23 protein-coding genes, 1 tRNA gene and 1 rRNA gene are annotated in these 19,803 nt (G+C 58.8%); 1 reads left to right on the plus strand and 24 read right to left on the minus strand.

Features of this window, described 5'->3' with window-relative positions; genetic code table 11:
• From BSU04_RS42040 to BSU04_RS42075, 8 genes are all read right to left on the minus strand, one after another.
• A 16S ribosomal RNA gene (locus tag BSU04_RS42040) occupies positions 1-204 on the minus strand; the annotation flags it as partial.
• Positions 205-1,187: 983 nt separating this feature from the next.
• Positions 1,188-1,263: transfer RNA gene (locus tag BSU04_RS42045), tRNA-Thr, on the minus strand.
• An 18-nt stretch (positions 1,264-1,281) separates the two neighbouring features.
• Positions 1,282-1,800 (minus strand): ClpXP protease specificity-enhancing factor, encoded by a 519-nt coding sequence (locus BSU04_RS42050; protein WP_089166098.1) that lies wholly within the window; start codon positions 1,798-1,800, stop codon positions 1,282-1,284.
• Between the two features lie 63 nt (positions 1,801-1,863).
• Positions 1,864-2,475 carry a glutathione S-transferase N-terminal domain-containing protein gene (locus BSU04_RS42055; protein WP_031362199.1) on the minus strand — a complete coding sequence of 204 codons (612 nt, stop codon included), beginning with the start codon at positions 2,473-2,475 and terminating at the stop codon, positions 1,864-1,866.
• Positions 2,476-2,572: 97 nt separating this feature from the next.
• Complete coding sequence (locus BSU04_RS42060; RefSeq protein WP_089166099.1) at positions 2,573-3,325, minus strand: cytochrome c1; 753 nt, start codon at positions 3,323-3,325, stop codon at positions 2,573-2,575.
• A 26-nt stretch (positions 3,326-3,351) separates the two neighbouring features.
• Positions 3,352-4,734 (minus strand): cytochrome b, encoded by a 1,383-nt coding sequence (locus BSU04_RS42065; RefSeq protein WP_089166100.1) that lies wholly within the window; start codon positions 4,732-4,734, stop codon positions 3,352-3,354.
• Positions 4,734-5,354: a ubiquinol-cytochrome c reductase iron-sulfur subunit gene (gene petA, locus BSU04_RS42070; RefSeq protein ID WP_089166147.1), complete on the minus strand. Its 621-nt coding sequence runs from the start codon at positions 5,352-5,354 to the stop codon at positions 4,734-4,736. Before petA ends, BSU04_RS42065 begins: the two co-directional genes overlap by 1 nt.
• A 204-nt stretch (positions 5,355-5,558) precedes the next feature.
• Positions 5,559-6,305, minus strand: coding sequence for a Nif3-like dinuclear metal center hexameric protein (locus BSU04_RS42075; RefSeq protein ID WP_089166101.1), 747 nt, complete (start codon positions 6,303-6,305; stop codon positions 5,559-5,561).
• 20 nt (positions 6,306-6,325) lie between these two features.
• On the opposite strand from BSU04_RS42075, the gene BSU04_RS42080 reads away from it, so the two are divergent.
• A complete protein-coding gene (locus BSU04_RS42080; RefSeq protein ID WP_089166102.1) occupies positions 6,326-7,549 on the plus strand; it encodes a Do family serine endopeptidase in 1,224 nt (407 codons plus the stop codon).
• Between the two features lie 132 nt (positions 7,550-7,681).
• Here the strand turns inward: BSU04_RS42080 and tatC are convergent, their stop codons facing one another.
• The 16 genes from tatC to murA all read right to left on the minus strand — a co-directional run bounded on the left by tatC (position 7,682) and on the right by murA (position 19,707).
• Complete coding sequence (tatC, locus tag BSU04_RS42085) at positions 7,682-8,482, minus strand: twin-arginine translocase subunit TatC (protein WP_089166148.1); 801 nt, start codon at positions 8,480-8,482, stop codon at positions 7,682-7,684.
• 69 nt (positions 8,483-8,551) lie between these two features.
• Complete coding sequence (gene tatB / locus BSU04_RS42090) at positions 8,552-9,100, minus strand: Sec-independent protein translocase protein TatB (protein ID WP_089166103.1); 549 nt, start codon at positions 9,098-9,100, stop codon at positions 8,552-8,554.
• Positions 9,101-9,179: 79 nt separating this feature from the next.
• Positions 9,180-9,410, minus strand: a complete 231-nt coding sequence (tatA, locus tag BSU04_RS42095; protein WP_089166104.1) for a Sec-independent protein translocase subunit TatA — start codon at positions 9,408-9,410, stop codon at positions 9,180-9,182.
• 192 nt (positions 9,411-9,602) lie between these two features.
• Positions 9,603-9,965 (minus strand): histidine triad nucleotide-binding protein, encoded by a 363-nt coding sequence (locus tag BSU04_RS42100; protein ID WP_089166105.1) that lies wholly within the window; start codon positions 9,963-9,965, stop codon positions 9,603-9,605.
• A gap of 54 nt (positions 9,966-10,019) precedes the next feature.
• Complete coding sequence (locus tag BSU04_RS42105) at positions 10,020-10,412, minus strand: DUF4870 family protein (protein WP_089166106.1); 393 nt, start codon at positions 10,410-10,412, stop codon at positions 10,020-10,022.
• Positions 10,413-10,457: 45 nt separating this feature from the next.
• The gene (locus BSU04_RS42110; protein WP_089166107.1) at positions 10,458-10,838 is read right to left on the minus strand and encodes a phosphoribosyl-ATP diphosphatase; all 381 of its coding nucleotides are present in this window, start codon (positions 10,836-10,838) and stop codon (positions 10,458-10,460) included.
• Positions 10,838-11,251, minus strand: coding sequence for a phosphoribosyl-AMP cyclohydrolase (gene hisI, locus BSU04_RS42115; RefSeq protein ID WP_089166108.1), 414 nt, complete (start codon positions 11,249-11,251; stop codon positions 10,838-10,840). Before hisI ends, BSU04_RS42110 begins: the two co-directional genes overlap by 1 nt.
• A 3-nt stretch (positions 11,252-11,254) precedes the next feature.
• The gene (gene hisF, locus BSU04_RS42120; RefSeq protein WP_031362185.1) at positions 11,255-12,028 is read right to left on the minus strand and encodes an imidazole glycerol phosphate synthase subunit HisF; all 774 of its coding nucleotides are present in this window, start codon (positions 12,026-12,028) and stop codon (positions 11,255-11,257) included.
• Between the two features lie 253 nt (positions 12,029-12,281).
• A complete protein-coding gene (gene hisA / locus BSU04_RS42125; RefSeq protein WP_089166109.1) occupies positions 12,282-13,034 on the minus strand; it encodes a 1-(5-phosphoribosyl)-5-[(5-phosphoribosylamino)methylideneamino]imidazole-4-carboxamide isomerase in 753 nt (250 codons plus the stop codon).
• Positions 13,035-13,205: 171 nt separating this feature from the next.
• Entirely contained in the window at positions 13,206-13,856 is a 651-nt protein-coding gene (hisH, locus tag BSU04_RS42130) for an imidazole glycerol phosphate synthase subunit HisH (protein ID WP_089166110.1), read from the minus strand.
• Between the two features lie 31 nt (positions 13,857-13,887).
• Complete coding sequence (locus BSU04_RS42135; RefSeq protein ID WP_089166111.1) at positions 13,888-14,508, minus strand: MarC family protein; 621 nt, start codon at positions 14,506-14,508, stop codon at positions 13,888-13,890.
• Between the two features lie 105 nt (positions 14,509-14,613).
• Positions 14,614-15,201, minus strand: coding sequence for an imidazoleglycerol-phosphate dehydratase HisB (gene hisB / locus BSU04_RS42140; protein ID WP_089166112.1), 588 nt, complete (start codon positions 15,199-15,201; stop codon positions 14,614-14,616).
• 29 nt (positions 15,202-15,230) lie between these two features.
• Positions 15,231-16,301: a histidinol-phosphate transaminase gene (gene hisC / locus BSU04_RS42145; protein ID WP_089166113.1), complete on the minus strand. Its 1,071-nt coding sequence runs from the start codon at positions 16,299-16,301 to the stop codon at positions 15,231-15,233.
• Between the two features lie 83 nt (positions 16,302-16,384).
• The gene (gene hisD, locus BSU04_RS42150) at positions 16,385-17,710 is read right to left on the minus strand and encodes a histidinol dehydrogenase (protein WP_089166114.1); all 1,326 of its coding nucleotides are present in this window, start codon (positions 17,708-17,710) and stop codon (positions 16,385-16,387) included.
• Positions 17,711-17,749: 39 nt separating this feature from the next.
• Entirely contained in the window at positions 17,750-18,442 is a 693-nt protein-coding gene (gene hisG / locus BSU04_RS42155; RefSeq protein ID WP_089166115.1) for an ATP phosphoribosyltransferase, read from the minus strand.
• The gene (gene murA / locus BSU04_RS42160; protein ID WP_089166116.1) at positions 18,439-19,707 is read right to left on the minus strand and encodes a UDP-N-acetylglucosamine 1-carboxyvinyltransferase; all 1,269 of its coding nucleotides are present in this window, start codon (positions 19,705-19,707) and stop codon (positions 18,439-18,441) included. Before murA ends, hisG begins: the two co-directional genes overlap by 4 nt.
• Positions 19,708-19,803 lie beyond the last annotated feature (96 nt).

Genomic DNA, 19,803 nt, shown 5'->3' on the forward strand with positions numbered 1-19,803 from the left:
AAGGATCCCCCGCTTTCTTCCGTAGATCGTATGCGGTATTAATCCGGCTTTCGCCGGGCTATCCCCCACTACAGGACACGTTCCGATGTATTACTCACCCGTTCGCCACTCGCCACCAGGGTTGCCCCCGTGCTGCCGTTCGACTTGCATGTGTAAGGCATGCCGCCAGCGTTCAATCTGAGCCAGGATCAAACTCTTCAGTTCAATGCCTGTTACTGTTTTCTATTCTTGCGAATAGGTCGCTCACTCAACGTACTGACAAGTTCCTCCCATCTTCCCTTTTACAGAAAGACGCTCAAAACCTACCTTAATACTAGTGTGAGACTTGATACTTTCGCTTCACGGCAACATCTCCCGAGTTACCCCGGAAAACACCACCACGCTTAAAGCAAAGCACCAAGCGCCCACACTTATCGGCTGTTAGTTTTTAAAGAACATTCGCTACCCACCGCACGATCCCTACCCTCAGAACCCTGCCGCTTTCGCGTCGCTGCATCTGCAGCACAGAAACGAGATTATGTCGTGCGCTTCGCTTTTCGTCAACAGGTTTTTTACCGCTTCGTGACAAACATCATCTCGACCACCTGGACTTTCCAATTCCGTCGAAGCACCGCCCTGCTTGGCTCTCCGGCTACCGAAATTGAACAGCTAACGCCCTTACTTCCCGCTTCTCTTCGCCTCATCCAGAAGCGAAGAGGCCGAATTCTAGTGCCCCCTCAGACGTTGCGCAAGGGGTTTGTGAAAAGAATATGAACGGCACGCGAAGACCGCGCGTTTCGGGGAAATACGACGAAAACCCGGGACCAGCCAGCTTCGTGCTCGCTCCATCAAGAAGACTTCCCGATAGGGCTTTTTAGGTCGGACCCGGGACCAATCCTCTATCACTCACATCCCGAGCGTTAAACCAAGCGAGTCCAAACTACCAAACGCCCAAACACGGTCGCGATTTACTCGATCTCCAGCCGTACTGTTTCGGAAATTTGCTTCGCGCCGCTATTTCACAAACTCGCCCACTTTCGGACCAGCGTCGGGCCTGAAGCAAATGGCGACGCAACGGTGCCGGCCAACAGCAACACTCATAGCCCACTCAGCGCCATGCGATTGACGCCAGCCGAAAACAAAAAACCCCGCAGACCGTTACCGGGCGCGGGGTTTAATACATCTGCGTACTTCATGAAAAGCTAAACTGGTGCCGGCTGCAGGACTCGAACCCGCCACCTTCTGATTACAAATCAACTGCTCTACCTGATGAGCTAAGCCGGCGAAGTCAGCGATTTTACTTCATTTGACGACCTTGAGGTGGCCTCGACCCGATGATTTAGATCCATCGTCGTCAGGAGGCGACTCATCGTCATCTCTTGTATCTCGCGCGGATGCCATCGTCTCACGGCGCTCGATCCGCTCAGCCCCACTTTCTTCAGGACCCAGCTCCGACGAACGCGGCCCACTGCCCTCACCCGATACGTCTGGCGCCGCGCCGATCGCAGCGGGATCGACGGGAAAAGCCATCCCCTGGCCATTCTCTCGTGCATAGATAGCCAGCACGTTCGTGACCTGCACCTCGATCTTGTGCGACTTGCCAGAAAAGCGCGCACTGAACTCGATCCACTCATTGCCCATCTGCAACTGGCTCGTAGCCTCGAAGCTGATGTTCAGCACGATCTCATCATTGCGCACGAACTGGCGCGGCACGCGTGTGCCGTTGTCGACCCGCACCGCGATATGCGGCGTAAAGCCGTTATCCGTGCACCACTCGTAGAGCGCGCGCAGTAGATAAGGCTTGGTGGATATTTCTTGCATCGACTTGCCCTCGATCGATGGGAGCGCAGCCGGTCGAGCCGGCCCGCCCGCCAATCGAAAATATTAGCGACGCATCACCTTTTCCGAAGGCGTCAGCGCTTCGATGTAGGCCGGACGGCTGAAAATCCGCTCGGCATACTTCATCAACGGCGCAGCGTTCTTCGACAGCTCGATGCCATAGTGATCCAGGCGCCACAACAGCGGCGCGATGGCGACGTCGAGCATGGAAAACTCTTCGCCGAGCATGTACTTGTTCTTCAGGAAGATGGGGGCGAGTTGCGTCAGGCGATCACGGATGGCGTTGCGCGCCTTCTCGTGATTCTTCTCTGCAGCCTTACCTTTCTCGTTTTCCAGCGTACCAACGTGCACGAACAGCTCTTTCTCGAAATTCAGCAGGAACAGGCGGGCACGCGCGCGCTGGACGGGATCGGCGGGCATCAGTTGCGGATGCGGGAAACGCTCGTCGATGTATTCGTTGATGATGTTCGATTCGTACAGGATCAGGTCGCGTTCGACCAAAATGGGAACCTGGCCGTACGGATTCATCACCGCTATATCTTCCGGCTTGTTGAACAGGTCAACGTCTCGGATTTCGAAGTCCATGCCCTTTTCGAACAACACCAGCCGGCAGCGCTGGGAGAACGGGCAGGTAGTGCCGGAGTACAAAACCATCATGATTAAAAGTCCCTTCAGAAAAACATAAGGGCCAGCGTGCGAAAAGCGCCTTCTAGGAGGCGCTTCGTCCACGCTGACCCACACCGATCGCGGCGTGTTATTTAATTTGCTTCCAGTATGCCGCGTTGAGGCGCCACGCCAGAAAGCTCAAAACTCCCAAGAACATCAGGACCCAGACGCCCAGTTGCTTTCGCTCCTGCTGGGCCGGTTCCGCCATCCACGAAAGGTACGAAACCAGATCGGCCATAGCCGAATCATAATCTACTGGCGACATCGTCCCCGGAGTCACTTGGGTATAACCCGCGAAATGTTTGACCTTTTCGCCGGTTTTTTCGTCGACTTCGGTATCGAATTTCGCGGTCCGGACACCCTGCAACTCCCACAGCACATGCGGCATGGCGACGTTTTCATACACGAGATTGTTCCAGCCGGTCGGCCGGGTATCGTCGCGATAAAAACTGCGCAAGTACGTGTAGATCCAGTCCTTGCCGCGCGCCCTCGCCTCCACCGACAAATCCGGCGGCGACGCCCCGAACCACGTTTTTGCGTCGTCGGGGCGCATGGCGATGGTCATCGTATTGCCGACCTTGTCGGTCGTGAACAGCAAGTTCGCCTCGATCTCCTTCGGATCGATGCCGATGTCCGTCAGCCGGTTGTAACGCATCAAATTCGCGCTGTGGCAGTTCAGGCAATAGTTTACAAACAATTTTGCGCCATGTTGAAGCGAAGCAAAATTTTCGGAGCTATCGGGTGCGGCGTCCAGCGGCACTTCCTGCGCGTGGGCCGGCGTCAAGCCGAACGACAGCAGCGCCGCGCCAATCACCGCTAAGGTAGAAAACCATTTTTTCATCGTCTTGTCTCCTTGGGGCGCGGGGGTCAATGCGGCTTGTACCGCACGCGGTCAGGCGGCTGCTTGAAGCGGCCGCGCGTCGTCCAGAAAGGCATGCCGAGGAAAAACGCGAAATAAATCAACGCACAGATCTGCGCGATCAGCGTGCTGGCCGGCGACGGCGGTTTCGTGCCGAGATAGCCGAGTACCAGAAACGCGAACACGAAGACGCCATAGAACACCTTGTGGAACAGCGGCCGGTAGCGGATGGATTTGACGGGACTTCGATCCAGCCAAGGCAAGAAGAACAGCGACACCACGGCCGTTCCCATTACCACCACACCCCAGAACTTCGATTCGGTGAACGCCATGAACACCACCATCAGCAACGCCAGCACCGGCAAACCGAACCGCCATTTGCCACGCGCTCGCAGCAGCGCCAGCACGCCCAGCAACGCCACCACGATCATCAGCACGATCTTGAACGGGTCAGTGGTCGCGCGCAGCATCGCGTAGAAGGCGGTGAAATACCACACGGGCGCGATCTCGTTCGGCGTCTGCAGCGAGTTCGCCGGCACGAAATTATTGGCTTCAAGGAAATAGCCACCCATTTCCGGCGCGAAGAAAATGATCGCGGCGAAGATGAACAGGAACACGCACACGCCCATGAAGTCGTGGACGGAGTAGTACGGATGGAACGGGATGCCGTCGAGAGGAATGCCCTTTTCGTCCTTCTTCGCCTTGATCTCGATGCCGTCCGGGTTGTTCGATCCCACTTCGTGCAACGCCACCAGGTGGGCGACCACCAGACCGATCAGCACGAGCGGAATGGCGACCACATGGAAAGCGAAAAAGCGGTTGAGCGTGACGTCCGACACCACGTAATCGCCGCGAATCCAAAGCGACAGATCCGGGCCGATGAACGGAATGGCCGAGAACAAGTTCACGATCACCTGCGCACCCCAGAACGACATCTGGCCCCACGGCAGAAGGTAACCAAAGAAGGCTTCGGCCATCAGGCACAGGAAAATCGCGCAGCCGAAGATCCACACGAGTTCGCGCGGCTTGCGATACGAGCCGTACAACAACCCGCGAAACATGTGCAGATACACGACGACGAAGAACATCGACGCGCCCGTGGAGTGCATGTAGCGGATCAGCCAGCCCCACGGCACTTCCCGCATGATGTATTCGACCGATGCGAACGCAAGCGTCGCATCGGGCTTGTAGTTCATCGTCAGGAAGATACCGGTGACGATCTGGTTCACCAGCACCAGCAGCGCCAGTGAGCCGAAGATGTACCAGAAGTTGAAATTCTTCGGTGCGTAGTACTCGGAAACGTGCGCTTTCCAGGTCGATGTCAGCGGAAAACGCCGGTCGATCCAGCCCAGAAAGCCCGTTGTTTCCACTTCCTTGTCGGTAGCCGCCATTACGCCTCTCCCTTTTCGTCCTTGCCAATCACGAGTGACGTCGCCGAAGTGAACATATAGGGCGGGATGTCCAGGTTGTCCGGTGCGGGCTTGTTCTTGAAGACACGGCCGGACAAGTCATAGGTCGACCCGTGGCACGGGCAGAGAAAACCGCCGGGCCAGTCGTCAGGGAGATTGGGCTGGGCGCCTTCCTGGAAGCGCGGCGTAGGGGTGCAGCCGAGGTGTGTGCAGACGGCCACCGCAACCAGCAGGTTCTTATGATCCGCGCGCGAACGATATTCGTTGTTGCAGTATGCCGGCAGCGGCATGCTGAATACTTTCTTCGAGTCTGGATCGGCGAGCTCGGGGACAGCCTTCTTCACGTCGGCGAGCATTTCGTCGGTACGATTCAAAATCCAGACCGGCTTACCGCGCCAGGCAACCGTCATCAGGTCGCCAGCCTTGAGACCTGATATATCGACTTCGACCGGCGCGCCCGCTGCCTTGGCTTTTTCCGACGGCGCAAACGACCCGACGAACGGGACGCAAGCCGCTACGCCACCGATTCCGCCCAATACGGTCGTCGTGATCAGCCAGGTTCGGCGGCTGCCGTCGACGCGTTGATCTTCGTTGTCTCGCATCACACGCCCCACTTCTGAGTTGGATTTATACCGTCAGTTCGTTCTACCGACGCTAGTGTGCGCGAATGGAGTCGTCATTTACAAGAGTTGAATAGCAAAAAACGCTCGAAGTCCTTCATTCTTAAGGGTTTCCCCGCACTTATCCTGACTATCGAATGAAGGGGTCATTTAACCCATTCGATTATTTATTGCACCGCAAGATAATCACACCGGATTATCGATATCGATAAAGACATGTTCGATATCGAAATGCTCTGCCACATGGGCACCGAGCGCCTGGACACCGTACCGTTCAGTGGCATGATGCCCTGCCGCAACGTAGGCCACGCCGCTCTCCGCTGCAATGTGCATGGTCTGCTCGGAGACTTCGCCGCTTATGTAGACATCGGCGCCGGCGGCGATGGCTTGATCGAAGAAACCTTGCGCGCCGCCGGTGCACCAGGCCACGCGGCGCAGTTCCCAATCCGGATTGCCAAACACGAGCGGTTTGCGCCCGACTTCGTTCTCGACTGTCGCGGTGAAATGCTCAAGCGACAACGGCACCGGCAAGGAGGCAATCCAGCCGAGATCCTGGTCGCCGAAACGGTTGTCAGCGATCAATCCAAGGCGCGCACCGAGCTGGGCGTTGTTGCCGAACTCGGGGTGTGAATCGAGCGGCAAGTGGTACGCGAACAGGTTGATGTCATGGTCCAGCAGCGTCTTCAGCCGCCGGTATTTGCGGCCCGTCACCTGCGGCGCTTCGTTCTTCCAGAAGTAGCCGTGATGCACGAGTACGGCGTCAGCACCCCACTCGATGGCCGCGTCCAGGAATGCCTGCGATGCCGTTACACCGGTCGCCAGCTTGCCTACGCGACCCGAGCCTTCAACCTGCAGACCATTCGGGCAATAGTCCTTGAAGCGCCCGATTTCAAGCAGATTGTTCAGATACAATTCTAGTTCGATCCGATCCATGAATTCCTCTATTCCATCAAATGCTTAGACGCTTCTGGCTGTTTTTTGCCCAAGCGGTGACCGTGCTTTTGGCGCTGATGTTCATCGTCGCGACCTTGAAACCGCAGTGGCTTCAACGCCAGGGAACGTTCGGCAAGCAACTCGCCGAACCGATCGTCGCGTTGCAGGAAGTTGCGCCGAGCATCGGTTCCCGGCCCGCCCAGTCGTCCTATGCGGATGGCGCGCAGAAAGCGATGCCCGCCGTCGTCAACGTGTTTTCGAGCAAAGACGGCACATTACCGCCCGATCCGCGCGCGAAAGACCCGTTGTTCCGCTATTTCTTCGGCGACAAGAACAAGCGTAAGGGCGACGAAACGCCGGCGTCGAATCTCGGCTCAGGCGTGATTGTCAGCTCCGAAGGCTACATTCTAACGAACCAACATGTCGTCGATGGGGCTGATCAGATCGAAGTTGCTCTGGCTGATGGACGGACATCGTCAGCCAAAGTGATCGGCGTGGATCCGGAAACCGATCTCGCCGTGCTGAAGATCAACATGACGAACCTCCCCACTATCACGCTCGGCCGCATGGATCAGACACGCGTGGGCGACGTGGTGCTGGCGATCGGCAATCCGTTCGGCGTCGGGCAGACGGTGACCATGGGGATTGTCAGCGCGCTCGGACGCAATCACCTCGGCATCAATACCTTCGAGAATTTTATCCAGACCGACGCGGCCATCAACCCGGGTAATTCGGGCGGTGCGCTGGTAGACGTGAACGGTAATCTGCTCGGCATCAATACCGCAATCTATTCGCGCAGCGGCGGCTCGCTCGGGATCGGCTTTGCGATTCCCGTATCCACCGCGCGCAGCGTGCTGGAAAGCATTATCACCACGGGCACGGTGACTCGCGGCTGGATTGGCGTGGAACCGCAGGACGTCACGCCTGAGATCGCGGAATCGTTCGGGCTCGAGCAAAAGTCCGGCGCGATCGTCGCGGGCGTATTGCAGGGCGGACCGGCCGACAAGGCCGGCATCAAGCCCGGCGACATCCTGATCAGCATCAACGACGACACCATCACCGACACAACACGCCTGCTCAATGTTGTCGCGCAGATCAAGCCGGGGACGTCGGTAAAGGTGCATCTGATACGCAAGAGCCACGAATTGGACTTGAGCGTGGTGATCGGCAAACGGCCGATGCAGCCCAAGCAACCCCAGCCGCCTGACGATGACAACGGCGGTGGGGATCAAAACGACGAGTGAGAGGTGATGGCGTTGTTGTCGGTTCGCTGATCTTCGACTCCGTTCGATGCGGGCAAAGCAAAGGGGCCGTTCCAAACCACGTTTGGAACGGCCCCTTTGCTTTTTTCAACCGCCATCAGACAGCTGAAACCCTTACTCCTCGTCCCGCCTTGCATCCTCTGCGGCGTCCGCTTCCTGTTCCTTGATCTTGTCCTTGCCGACGATCAGCCGCGCCGCAATGATGCCGACTTCGTAGAGAATGATCAGCGGTACGGCCAGGATCAGTTGCGAGAACACGTCCGGCGGCGTCACCACGGCGGAAATCACGAACGCGCCCACAATCACATACGGCCGGATCTGCCGCAACTTCTTGATCGTCACGAACCCCATCCGCGCCAGGATTACCACGATGATCGGCACCTCGAAGGTCACGCCGAACGCGAGGAACATGGTGAGGACGAAGCTCAGGTAATTATCAATATCCGTCGTCATTTGCGCGCCGAGCGGCGCGTTGTAATGCGCCATCACGCGGAAAATGGTGGGGAATACGACGAAGTACGCGAACGCCATGCCGCTCAGGAACAGGAAGTAGCTGCTCCCGACCAGCGGCACCACCAGCTTCTTTTCATGCTGATAAAGCCCCGGCGCGATAAACGCCCAGATCTGATACAGCACAATGGGCAGCGCTATAACAAGCGCGACCATCATGGTCACCTTCATTGGCACGAAGAACGAACCAGTGACGTCGGTGACAATCATCTTGCCGTCCTTCGGCAAGTTCTGCATCAGCGGACGCGCGAGCAGGCGGAAGATGTCCGGTGCCCAATAAACCAGCCCGATGAACACGACAATGACTGAAGCGCCTGCGCGGATGATTCGGTCACGCAGTTCGACCAGGTGCGAGATAAACGTCTCTTCGACGGGCTCGTCTTTAATCTGTTGCGGGTCGCTCACGCCGGCCCTCTGCTGGGATTCATCGATGGAAGGGAAGTTGGTGTTCGCGCAATGAAAGCGGCGCAAACATCAGAAAAACCGCGTGGGACGACGCAGCGTCTCAGGAGTATGCCGCGCCACGCGCGCCGCGCCTGATTGAACGCGCGTCCGGCGCAACGTGGTGCGCTTGTACCAGTTGGGAATGGCGGCCTGCTTGACGCGCCAGTTCTTGCGTTTCGCCGGCGCAGCGTTACTGCTGCTGAACGTGTTGTTCGGGCTTGAGCGCCAGGTGTCGTCGGAAACGTGAGTCAGATTCGGGTCGCCGCCGCCCGCCACGCTGTCCGACACGGACGTACCCTGGTTCCAGGCGTCGTTGAGTTCGTTTTCGTGCTGGCGAAGATTGTCGTGAATCTTGTTCTCGACATTCGATGCCGCCGTTTCGAATTCGGTCCGCATCTTCTTCAACTCATCGAGCTCCATCTCGCGCGAGACTTCAGCCTTGACGTCGTTGATATACCGCTGCGCGCGGCCGAACAGCGCCCCCGCAGTTCGTGCCACGCCGGGCAAGCGTTCCGGCCCGAGCACTACCAGCGCGACGACGCCGATCAGCGCCATTTTGGTCAGACCAAGGTCGAGCATGGAATCAAAGATCCTGAGGGTGGCGAGTGGAGGTGGCCGGTGCCGGGCTTACCGTGCTTAAGCAATTCAATCAGCTTGATTAGCGGTAGTCGCTCGAACGGGTCTTGTCCTTCGCTTCCACGTCGACCGTACCGTTGCGCGGCAATTCGCGCTGCTCGGCCGGCGTCGTTTCGCCTTCCTTCATGCCTTCCTTGAAGCCCTTTACCGCGCCACCCAGATCACCGCCGATGTTGCGCAGTTTCTTCGTGCCGAAAACCAATGCCACGATCAGCAAAACGATCAACCAATGCCAAATGCTCAACGAACCCATGACTGAAAACTCTCCTTGGCTTCGCCGCGCATGTCGCTCGCGACGAAGAATGTGGACCTTGCGGCCCGAGTCGGAGCATCGACGCCCCGATGATTAAACCAATATCTTGCGCGCCCAATATTGCGACGAAAAGACGCTTTCGTTTTCATTACATCTTAGTCACGCGATCAGCCGTATCCGTTAAACGATCCTTCAGCCCATCCGGCGCCACGGGCGTTCCCCGGCAAGGATATGGGCGTGAATGTGATACACCTCTTGACCGCCGCCCGGACCGGTATTGATGACCGTCCGGAAACCAGTCTCGCCGCCGGTGTACGCCACGCCTAGTTCGCCCGCAAGCCGTGCCGTCAGGCTCAGCATTCTACCAAGCAGCGGCGCATCGGCTTCGGTGCAGCTCGACAGCGTCTCAATATGTTTACGCGGGATCACCAGCACATGGACGGGCGCGGCCGGGTTTATGTCGTGAAAAGCAACAAATTCATCGTCCTCATGGACTTTCTTGCTTGGAATTTCTCCTGCAGCGATCTTACAGAAAATGCAGTTCTCTTGGCTCATGTGTGTCGCGGGGTATCCCGATATGAATGCATGTTGAAAATCAGGCGTTCGGTCTCAAACCCAGGCACCCGGTTGCAATGGCTTGTTCTCGTACAAAAACAGCCATCCCTTTATAACGCGATAAAGCGTCCAGATGCCGACCACGAACAAAATGGGGAACCCGATAAACACCCAGATCAACGCCACGCCGATCACATGACCGAGCAACGCCCACCAGAAGGTGCGGATCTGCCATCGGAAATGCGCTTCGTAGGGCGTTCCGGCAACGTCATCGCGTTTCAGGTAGTTGATGATGACCGCGATCAACACAGTCAGTCCGCCGGTGAGCCAGTACGCGGCGTAAAGCGCGTACAGCACGTGGGTCAGCGTGCGCAAGCTTCGCAGGCGCTCGGATTCGGGCGAGTTTTGATAAACAGGCGGCGGATAAGGCTCGTACGACTGATTCATTTCATCCTCCTCGGCGACCGGTCGAACGTGATCCAACCGTGCAGCTTAGCCGCCGTTTTCGTTCTGCTCGCGATCGCGGGATTTGCGTAACGCCTTTTCTTCGATCCCCGACATCCCTTCCCGTCGTTCCAGCTCGGCAATCACGTCTGCCGGACCGAGGTCGAAATGGGACAGCATCACGAGACAATGGAACCACAAGTCGGCTACTTCACCGACAAGCGCCTTGGGTGCGCCGCCGTGTCGCGTGTCCTTGGCGGCCAGCACGACTTCGGTAGCTTCCTCGCCGATCTTCTTGAGAACGGCGTCGTCACCTTTATGAAAGAGTCGGGAAACGTAGGATTGTTCCGGATCCCCTCCCTTGCGGCTGTCGATAATCGCCGCGAGGCGCAGCAACGTGTCTTGCGTGGAAAGCGTGGTTTGAGTCATTACTTATAGATATGTTCGGGGTCCATCAAGACCGGGTCGACCGCGACCCAGTCGCCCGTTTCCACCGATCCTTCGAATTTCTGGAAAAAGCACGAATGGCGGCCGGTGTGGCACGCGATGCCCGATACCTGCTCCACTTTGAGCAATACCACGTCTTCGTCGCAATCGAGCCGGACTTCGTGCACGTGTTGAACGTGTCCCGATTCCTCGCCCTTGAACCACAGGCGCTGGCGCGAACGCGAGTAATACACCGCGCGCTTCAATTCGATGGTTTTCGCCAATGCTTCGCGGTTCATCCACGCGAACATCAGCACGTCGCCTGTTGTGGATTCCTGCGCGATCACCGGCACAAGGCCGTTCGCGTCCCACTTGACCTTCTCGAGCCAGTCCACTTGTTCAGTCTGTGCAGTCACCGCTTAAATCCTCACCGAGATGCCCTGATCGGCCATGAAGCGTTTTGCCTCGCCGACCGTGTGTTCGCCATAGTGGAAAATGCTGGCGGCCAGCACCGCATCGGCGTGACCTTCGGTGATGCCGTCGGCAAGATGCGCGAGTGAGCCCACGCCGCCCGATGCAATGACCGGAATGGAAATGGCGTCGGACACCGCGCGCGTCAGCGCAAGATCGAAGCCGCTTTTCGTGCCGTCACGATCCATGCTGGTCAACAGGATTTCGCCCGCGCCAAATTCCGCCATCTTGCGCGCCCACTCGATCACGTCGAGTCCGGTGTTCTTGCGGCCGCCATGCGTGAATACTTCCCAGCGCGGGGTTTCGCCCGCGGCGCTGACGCGCTTCGCGTCGATGGCCACCACGATGCACTGCGAGCCATGTTTATCTGACGCATCGCGCACGAGTTGCGGATTCGCCACCGCAGATGAATTCATGCTGATCTTGTCGGCGCCCGCGTTCAGCAACCGGCGCACGTCTTCGACCGCGCGCACGCCGCCGCCCACCGTCAACGGGATAAAGACCTGCGAAGCCACCTGTTCGATAATCGGCAGGATCAGGTCACGCTGGTCGGAGGTGGCGGTGATATCAAGGAACGTGAGTTCGTCGGCGCCCTGGTCGTCGTATCGGCGAGCAATTTCGACGGGATCGCCCGCGTCGCGCAATTCGAGGAAATTGACGCCCTTGACCACGCGGCCAGCGGTGACGTCGAGACACGGGATGATGCGTTTAGCGAGAGCCATGTTGTTGCGAATGCCGTTGCGCTGCGAGTGAGTGCTTAGGATAAGCGAGGCGGTTTAATCAAAATTGACCGTCGCGGAAAGAAGCAAAACGGATCGCCGCCCCGCCTGAACGAACTTGCGGGGCGGCCTCGATCAGGCTGAGCAGAAAGCCGTCCAGAAGCACATAAGGCGCTTAAATCACGCGTGCTGAAAAGGTCGCCGCGTCGCGTCAGGTAACCGACGACTGCGCGGCGCCCTCGCAACATGCGGCTACTCAGGCGTCGTCGGCTTCGCGCAGCTTGTCGGCGCGCGCTTGCGCAGCGGCGAAATCCAGATCGCCCGAATAAATCGCGCGCCCGCAAATCACGCCGGAAATGCCTTCGTCTTCTACTTCGCACAGGGAGTCAATGTCGCCCAGATTCGACAATCCGCCGCTCGCGATCACCGGAATCTTGACGGCTTGCGCGAGGCGCACAGTGGCTTCGATGTTGATGCCCTGCAACATGCCGTCGCGGCCGATATCCGTATAGATGATCGCCTCGCAGCCGTAATCTTCGAACTTGCGGCCAAGATCAATGACTTCGTGCCCCGTCAGCTTGCTCCAGCCGTCAGTGGCGACCTTGCCGTCTTTCGCATCCAGCCCGACGATGATATGCCCTGCAAACGCAGTACACGCATCCTGCAGGAAGCCCGGATTTTTCACCGCCGCCGTGCCGATGATCACGTACTCCAGACCGTCGTCGAGATAGCGTTCGATGGTGTTCAGGTCGCGAATCCCGCCGCCGAGCTGCACCGGGATATCGTTACCGACTTCCTTGATGATCGCGCGAATGGCTTCTTCGTTTTTCGGCTTGCCGGCAAATGCGCCGTTGAGGTCGACGAGATGAAGCCGCCGTGCGCCCCGATCGACCCATAGCCGGGCCATTGCCGCCGGATCTTCGGAAAAAATGGTCGCCTGGTCCATATCGCCTTGTTTGAGGCGTACGCACTGACCGTCTTTTAGATCGATGGCCGGAATGAGCAACATAGAAATAGCGTTATCGGATGAGGGTTGATCGAACGGTTGCAAACTTGGGCACAGCGCCCGCTTTTGCCTACCGTCTCGCTAGTGTAGTACAAGTGATGCAAGGCTCGCGGCTGCAAACGGCATAAGCCAAAACGTCAAACCACCGCTAAAACGGCACCAAAAACGTGAACTTCACGGTTTCCAGTGTACGAAGTTTCGATACAGCCGCAAGCCCGCGTCCGCGCTCTTCTCGGGGTGAAACTGGGTCGCGAACAGATTGTCCCGGGCGATGGCCGAAGTAAACGGCGCGCCATACAGAGTTTCGCCGGACGTATGCGCCGGATTGTCCGGAACGCCGTAATAACTGTGCACAAAATAGAAAAACGATTCGTCGGGCACGCCGTCCCACAGCGCGTGCCGCTGCGTCTGACGTACGCGGTTCCAGCCCATCTGCGGGACCTTGAAACGCGAGCCGTCATCTTGCAGTTGGCCTTCCAGATCGAAGCGCACGACCTTGCCGGGTATCAGGCCAAGGCCATTCGTACCCTTCGCGTCACCTTCCTGGCTCCAGTCGAACAGCATCTGCTCACCGACACACACGCCCAGCATAGGTTTGTCGCGAGCGGCTTCCATGACAGCCTCCTGCAAGCCCGACGCGCCAAGATGCGCCATGCAGTCGCGCATGGCGCCCTGTCCCGGCAGCACGACGCGCTCGGCTGCGCGGATTGCCTCGGGCTGCTCGACGATCGCCACGTCCGCTTCCGGCGCGGCCTTGCGCAGCGCCTGATACACGGAGCGCAGGTTGCCCATGCCGTAATCCACGATTGCTATCGAAGTTTTCATCGAAGTATTCAATTCAGCACGTTCCAGAACGCTATTTCAAGGAGGGCAGCAACGCCTTCAATCCATTGACGATAAATTCCACCGCCAGCGCCGACAGCATCAAGCCCATCAGCCGCGTACCAATGTTAATGCCAGTACGTCCGACCCAGCGCGCGATGGGTTCGGCGAGCATCAACGCGCCGAAACACAGCCCCGCCAGGACCCCGCCGATCACAACCAGCCCGAGACGGTCATACCAGTGCGCCACACTTGCAGAATAGACGATCACCGTGCTGATGGAGCCCGGTCCCGTCAGCAGCGGAATGGCGAGCGGCACGACCGCAATGCTGTTCTTCATCTCCGCTTCGTGGCGCTCTTCCGGCGTGGAGCGCGTGTTGCCGACCTGCGCGTTCAGCATGTTGATCGCCATCAACAACATGATGATGCCGCCGCCCACTTCAAGAGAGCCGACAGAAATCCCGAAGAACGCGATGATCTGCTGCCCGAGCAGCGCCGTCACGGCAATCACGCAGAAGACCGAAATGGACGCGATCCGGATCGTGCCGGCCTTTTCCGAGCTCGACATATCGGTCGTCAAGCTCAGGAAAAACGGGATCGCGCCGACCGGATTGATCAGCGCGAGCAACGAAATAAACGATTTGAGTAGATTCATCGCAGGCCGGCATGGCTCGTATCGACGCGGACGGCCCGGACGCGCTCAGTCACGCTTGAGAACACGCCCTGCGTTTGCCGATTTTCCGCGTTATTTAGGAGGCGCTTAAAGGCTGCCCTTGGTCGATGGAATCTGCCCTGCCGCGCGCTCGTCCAGCTCAACAGCCATGCGCAACGCGCGGCCGAATGCCTTGAAGACGGTTTCCACCTGATGATGCGCATTGATGCCGCGCAAATTGTCGATGTGCAGCGTCACGCCCGCGTGATTCACGAAACCGCGGAAGAATTCGATGGTGAGATCGACGTCGAACGTGCCAATACGTGCACGCGTGAACGGGACGTGGAACTCCAGCCCCGGCCGGCCCGAAAAATCGATCACCACGCGCGACAACGCTTCGTCGAGCGGCACGTAGGAATGGCCGTACCGGCGAATGCCCTTGCGCTCGCCGATCGCCTTTGCCACCGCCTGACCCAGCGTGATACCCGTGTCTTCCACCGTATGGTGGTCATCGATATGAAGGTCGCCATGCGCTTCGACTTCAAGGTCGAAAAGGCCGTGACGCGCGATCTGGTCGAGCATGTGGTCGAGAAACGGCACACCGGTGGCGAGCTTTTGCTTGCCGGTGCCGTCCAGGTCGAGCTTCACACGGATCTGCGTTTCGCTGGTGTTGCGAACGACTTCCGCAATGCGCATGGTGTTTCCTTTGAGACTTTTAAGAGATTTCAGTGCAGCGCGAGTTTCAGAGCGGCGATCATTTGCGCATTCTCTTCTGCCGATCCGACCGTCAAACGCACGCAATTCGCCAATAACGGATGCATTTTACTCACGTTTTTGATTAAAACCCGCGATGTCAGCAGGGTTTCGAAGACGGCGGCGGCATCGGGAACACGAACGAGCAGGAAGTTGCCGGCACTCGGGAAAACCGTCGCGCCGGGCAGCGCCTTGATTGCGTCTTCCAGACGCGTGCGCTCGGCACGGAGTTCGGCGGCCTGGGCATCGAGCACGTCGAGGTGATCGAGCATGAAATCCGCGGCCACCTGCGTCAGCACATTGACGTTGTACGGCGGGCGCACTTTATCGAATTCCGTGGTCCATGACGCCTTGCCCGCCAGATAACCCAGGCGAATACCCGCCAGACCGAGCTTCGACATCGTCCGCATCACGACTACGTTGTCGAAATCAGCGGCGCGCGACAGCCAGCTTTGCTGGGCAAACGGTTGATACGCTTCATCGATCACAACCAGGCTGTTCGATGCCGCCGCGATCACGCATTCAATGTCCGCGTCATCGTAAAGCGTGCCGGTCGGATTGTTCGGATACGCGAGATACACCAGCGCCGGATTGTGTGTTTCGATCGCGGCGATCAGCGCATCGACATCGAGCGTGAAATCCGCGTTCAACGGCACGCCGATAAACTCGAGCCCCGCGAACTGCGCTGACATTGCGTACATCACGAAGCCGGGAACCGGCGCAACGACGGCGGCGCCGGGTTTCGCGCACGCCATCGACATCATGCTGATCAATTCATCCGAGCCGTTGCCGAGCAGCAATTCGCACGCGGCGGGCACCTGCATGACGCGTTTGATCTTCTCGATTAACGCGGTCGGACGGGGTTCCGGGTATCGGTTCAATGCGACGGCCGCCAGCCGCTCGCCTAATTCAGCAGCCAGCTTCTCCGGCAACCGATAAGGATTTTCCATCGCGTCGAGCTTCACGAGGCCGGTTGAGTTCGGCACGGGATAACACGTCATTGCAAGGACGTCGGGGCGGAGGATGTCTTGTGGTCTTGTCATGGTATTGCCGGACGCCAAGCGCCGGACGTTGGGCGGCTCTAAGGCCGCCTCGGTGTTTAACTCGGATAGCGTCTTTTACTTTGTTACTGCGACGTATTTTTCATCCGATATTCAGCGCTGCGCGCATGCGCCTGCAGACCTTCGCCATACGCCAGCTCGGCTGCAATCTCGCCGAGCGTCTGCGCGCCCTCCGCGCTGACTTCGATCACGCTCGAGCGCTTGATGAAGTCGTACACCCCCAGCGGCGATGAAAACCGCGCGGTACGCGAGGTCGGCAGCACGTGATTCGGACCCGCGCAGTAATCGCCAAGGCTTTCGCTCGTGTAGCGGCCAAGGAAAATAGCGCCCGCGTGACGGATCTGCGCCGCCCAATGATGCGGATCGAGCGCGGAAATTTCGAGGTGTTCCGGCGCGATGTCATTGGCGATCGCGCAGGCTTCGTTCATATCCGCGACCTTGATCAGCGCACCGCGGTCTTCGAGCGAGCGCTGGATCACATCGCGACGGGGCAACGTGGGCAGCAATTCGTTGATCGCGTCTTCTACGCGCTGGATAAACGCCGCATCCGGGCACAGCAAGATGGATTGCGCGAGTTCGTCGTGCTCGGCTTGCGAGAACAGGTCCATCGCAACCCAGCGCGGGTCCGTGGTCGCGTCGCAAATAATCAGTATCTCAGACGGTCCCGCGATCATGTCGATACCGACCGTGCCGAACACGCGCCGTTTCGCCGATGCCACGTAGGCGTTGCCCGGGCCGCAGATTTTATCGACGGCAGGAATGGTTTGCGTGCCGTAAGCCAGCGCGCCGATCGCCTGCGCGCCGCCGATGGTGAACACGCGATCCACGCCGCCCAGCAAAGCCGCCGCGAGCACCAGCGGATTTTTCACGCCGTCTGGCGTGGGCACGACCATCACGATTTCCTTCACGCCGGCCACGCGTGCGGGAATCGCATTCATCAGCACTGACGACGGATACGCCGCCTTGCCGCCCGGCACGTAGATACCGGCGCGATCCAGGGGCGTGACCTTCTGACCGAGCACCGTGCCGTCAGCTTCTGTGTACTGCCAGCTATGGCTGCCGCACTCGATCCGCTGTTTCTCGTGATAACCGCGCACGCGCGCCGCCGCCGCTTCCAGCGCGGCGCGACGTTTTGGTACGAGTCCTTCGAGCGCAGCTTCCAATTCGGCCTGCGGCAATTCCAGCGACGCAACGCTCTGGGCATTCAGGCGGTCGAACTTGTTCGTGTAGTCCAGGACGGCGTCGTCGCCGCGCTTTTTGACATCGGCGAGAATCTGCGCGACCGAGCGCTCGATGGCTTCGTCCTCGCTCGCCTCGAACGCGAGCACCGCGTGCAGCGCCGTGTGAAAACCGTTGGCGCTGGAATCGAGTTTGCGAATCTTGATAGACATGCTGGTATCCGTTTGTTTGCCCTGGCTTGCGTCGCGTTTTTACGCGCCAACCGACGCGCGTTCGAACGCATCGAGATACGGCTTCAACGCGGCGCGCTTCAACTTCAGCGCGGCCTGATTGACAACCAGACGCGACGATATTTCCATGATTTCTTCAACTTCGACCAAATCGTTCGCACGCAATGTATTACCTGAACTGACCAGGTCGACAATGGCGTCGGCCAGACCGACCAGCGGCGCCAGTTCCATCGAACCGTACAGCTTGATCAGATCAACGTGAACGCCCTTCGCCGCAAAATGCTCACGTGCCACTTCAACATATTTTGTCGCGACGCGCAGGCGTGCGCCCTGACGCACGGCGGTTTCGTAGTCAAAGCCGTTTTTCACCGCCACCGACATCCGGCAGCGCGCAATGTTCAGGTCGATCGGTTGATACAAACCGCCGCCGCCATGCTCGATCAGCACGTCCTTGCCCGCCACGCCGAAGTCGGCTGCGCCGTATTCGACGTAGGTCGGGACATCGGTTGCGCGCACGATGATCACGCGCAGATTCGGGTTCGTGGTCGGCAAAATCAGCTTGCGCGATGTTTCGGGATCTTCCGTCACTTCCACCCCGGCTGCGGCGAGCAGCGGCAGGGTTTCGTCGAAGATGCGTCCCTTCGACAACGCCAGCGTCAACATCGCGCTCGCCGGCACCGAACTCAACGACTGGGAAGTTTGCAGCGAACTCATTGCTCGCCTCCGCTTCCCTTGATGCGCCGCACGTTCGCGCCAACTGCCGTCAGCTTGCTTTCCATACGGTCGTAGCCGCGATCAAGGTGATAAATACGATCGATCAGCGTTTCACCTTCCGCGCACATGGCCGCGATCACCAGACTCGCCGATGCCCGCAAATCGGTCGCCATCACCTTCGCGCCCGACAGTTTCTGCACGCCGGCGACCAGCGCCGTATTACCGTCGACAGTAATACTTGCGCCCAACCGGTTCAATTCCTGCACGTGCATGAAGCGGTTTTCGAAGATGGTTTCCACCGCTTGCGACGTGCCGGTCGCGAGCGTGTTGAGCGCCATGAACTGAGCCTGCATGTCGGTGGGGAACGCCGGATATTCCGATGTACGGAAGCTGACCGCCGTCGGACGTTGGTTCATCCGTACGCGAAGCCAGTTCTCGCCCTCTTCAATAGATACACCCGCTTCGTGCAGCTTTTCAATCACGGCTTCGAGCAACGAAGGATTCACGTTACGCAACGTCACGTCGCCGCCGGTAGCCGCAACCGCACACAGGAACGTGCCCGCTTCAATGCGATCCGGCACCACGGAATGACGCGCGCCGTGCAATGTGTCGACGCCCTGGATCACCAGCCGGTCCGACCCGATCCCATCGATCTTCGCGCCCATCGCGACGAGCAGATTCGCGAGATCGCTGACTTCCGGCTCGCGCGCCGCGTTCTCGATGACCGTTTCGCCTTCCGCCAGCACCGCCGCCATCAGCAGGTTTTCCGTGCCGGTGACGGTGATCATGTCAGTGACGATGCGCGCGCCCTTCAGCCGCTTCGCTCGCGCTTCAATGAAACCATGCTCGATCGTGATCTCGGCGCCCATCGCCTGCAGGCCCTTGATGTGCTGGTCGACGGGACGCGCGCCGATCGCGCAGCCGCCCGGCAACGACACCTTGGCTTCGCCGAAACGCGCGAGCAGCGGTCCGAGCACGAGAATCGACGCGCGCATGGTCTTGACCATTTCATACGGCGCGACGAGGTTGTCGAGCTTTGATGCGTTCAGCCAGACCTTCCCGTCCGCCGATTCCGAACGCAAGCCCATCTGGTTGAGCAATTTGAGCATCGTGCGCACGTCTTGCAGGTTGGGCACGTTTTCCAGATGCACGTCGTCAGCCGTGAGCAGACTGGCGCAAAGAATGGGCAGCGCCGCGTTCTTCGCACCCGATACGACGATTTCGCCCGAGAGCTTCGCGCCCCCGACAATCACGAGTTTGTCCATGCTTGGCGTTCCTTCTACGGAGCTTCCTGCTGCGGCGCCGTTATCGGCGCTGCGGTTGTCTTGAGTGAATCGCACTAAATTCCAGCCAGTCGGTTA

The organism is Caballeronia sordidicola, assembly GCF_002220365.1.
Taxonomy (GTDB): Bacteria; Pseudomonadota; Gammaproteobacteria; order Burkholderiales; family Burkholderiaceae; genus Caballeronia; species Caballeronia sordidicola_C.

Excerpts from the sequence above, each read along its gene's own strand:
- BSU04_RS42050 (WP_089166098.1), bottom strand. The coding sequence starts at position 1,800 with ATGCAAGAAATATCCACCAAGCCTTATCTACTGCGCGCGCTCTACGAG.
- BSU04_RS42055 (WP_031362199.1), bottom strand. The coding sequence starts at position 2,475 with ATGATGGTTTTGTACTCCGGCACTACCTGCCCGTTCTCCCAGCGCTGC.
- BSU04_RS42060 (WP_089166099.1), bottom strand. The coding sequence starts at position 3,325 with ATGAAAAAATGGTTTTCTACCTTAGCGGTGATTGGCGCGGCGCTGCTG.
- BSU04_RS42065 (WP_089166100.1), bottom strand. The coding sequence starts at position 4,734 with ATGGCGGCTACCGACAAGGAAGTGGAAACAACGGGCTTTCTGGGCTGG.
- petA (WP_089166147.1), bottom strand. The coding sequence starts at position 5,354 with ATGCGAGACAACGAAGATCAACGCGTCGACGGCAGCCGCCGAACCTGG.
- BSU04_RS42075 (WP_089166101.1), bottom strand. The coding sequence starts at position 6,305 with ATGGATCGGATCGAACTAGAATTGTATCTGAACAATCTGCTTGAAATC.
- BSU04_RS42080 (WP_089166102.1), top strand. The coding sequence starts at position 6,326 with ATGCTTAGACGCTTCTGGCTGTTTTTTGCCCAAGCGGTGACCGTGCTT.
- tatB (WP_089166103.1), bottom strand. The coding sequence starts at position 9,100 with ATGCTCGACCTTGGTCTGACCAAAATGGCGCTGATCGGCGTCGTCGCG.
- tatA (WP_089166104.1), bottom strand. The coding sequence starts at position 9,410 with ATGGGTTCGTTGAGCATTTGGCATTGGTTGATCGTTTTGCTGATCGTG.
- BSU04_RS42100 (WP_089166105.1), bottom strand. The coding sequence starts at position 9,965 with ATGAGCCAAGAGAACTGCATTTTCTGTAAGATCGCTGCAGGAGAAATT.
- BSU04_RS42105 (WP_089166106.1), bottom strand. The coding sequence starts at position 10,412 with ATGAATCAGTCGTACGAGCCTTATCCGCCGCCTGTTTATCAAAACTCG.
- BSU04_RS42110 (WP_089166107.1), bottom strand. The coding sequence starts at position 10,838 with ATGACTCAAACCACGCTTTCCACGCAAGACACGTTGCTGCGCCTCGCG.
- hisF (WP_031362185.1), bottom strand. The coding sequence starts at position 12,028 with ATGGCTCTCGCTAAACGCATCATCCCGTGTCTCGACGTCACCGCTGGC.
- hisA (WP_089166109.1), bottom strand. The coding sequence starts at position 13,034 with ATGTTGCTCATTCCGGCCATCGATCTAAAAGACGGTCAGTGCGTACGC.
- hisH (WP_089166110.1), bottom strand. The coding sequence starts at position 13,856 with ATGAAAACTTCGATAGCAATCGTGGATTACGGCATGGGCAACCTGCGC.
- BSU04_RS42135 (WP_089166111.1), bottom strand. The coding sequence starts at position 14,508 with ATGAATCTACTCAAATCGTTTATTTCGTTGCTCGCGCTGATCAATCCG.
- hisB (WP_089166112.1), bottom strand. The coding sequence starts at position 15,201 with ATGCGCATTGCGGAAGTCGTTCGCAACACCAGCGAAACGCAGATCCGT.
- hisC (WP_089166113.1), bottom strand. The coding sequence starts at position 16,301 with ATGACAAGACCACAAGACATCCTCCGCCCCGACGTCCTTGCAATGACG.
- hisD (WP_089166114.1), bottom strand. The coding sequence starts at position 17,710 with ATGTCTATCAAGATTCGCAAACTCGATTCCAGCGCCAACGGTTTTCAC.
- hisG (WP_089166115.1), bottom strand. The coding sequence starts at position 18,442 with ATGAGTTCGCTGCAAACTTCCCAGTCGTTGAGTTCGGTGCCGGCGAGC.
- murA (WP_089166116.1), bottom strand. The coding sequence starts at position 19,707 with ATGGACAAACTCGTGATTGTCGGGGGCGCGAAGCTCTCGGGCGAAATC.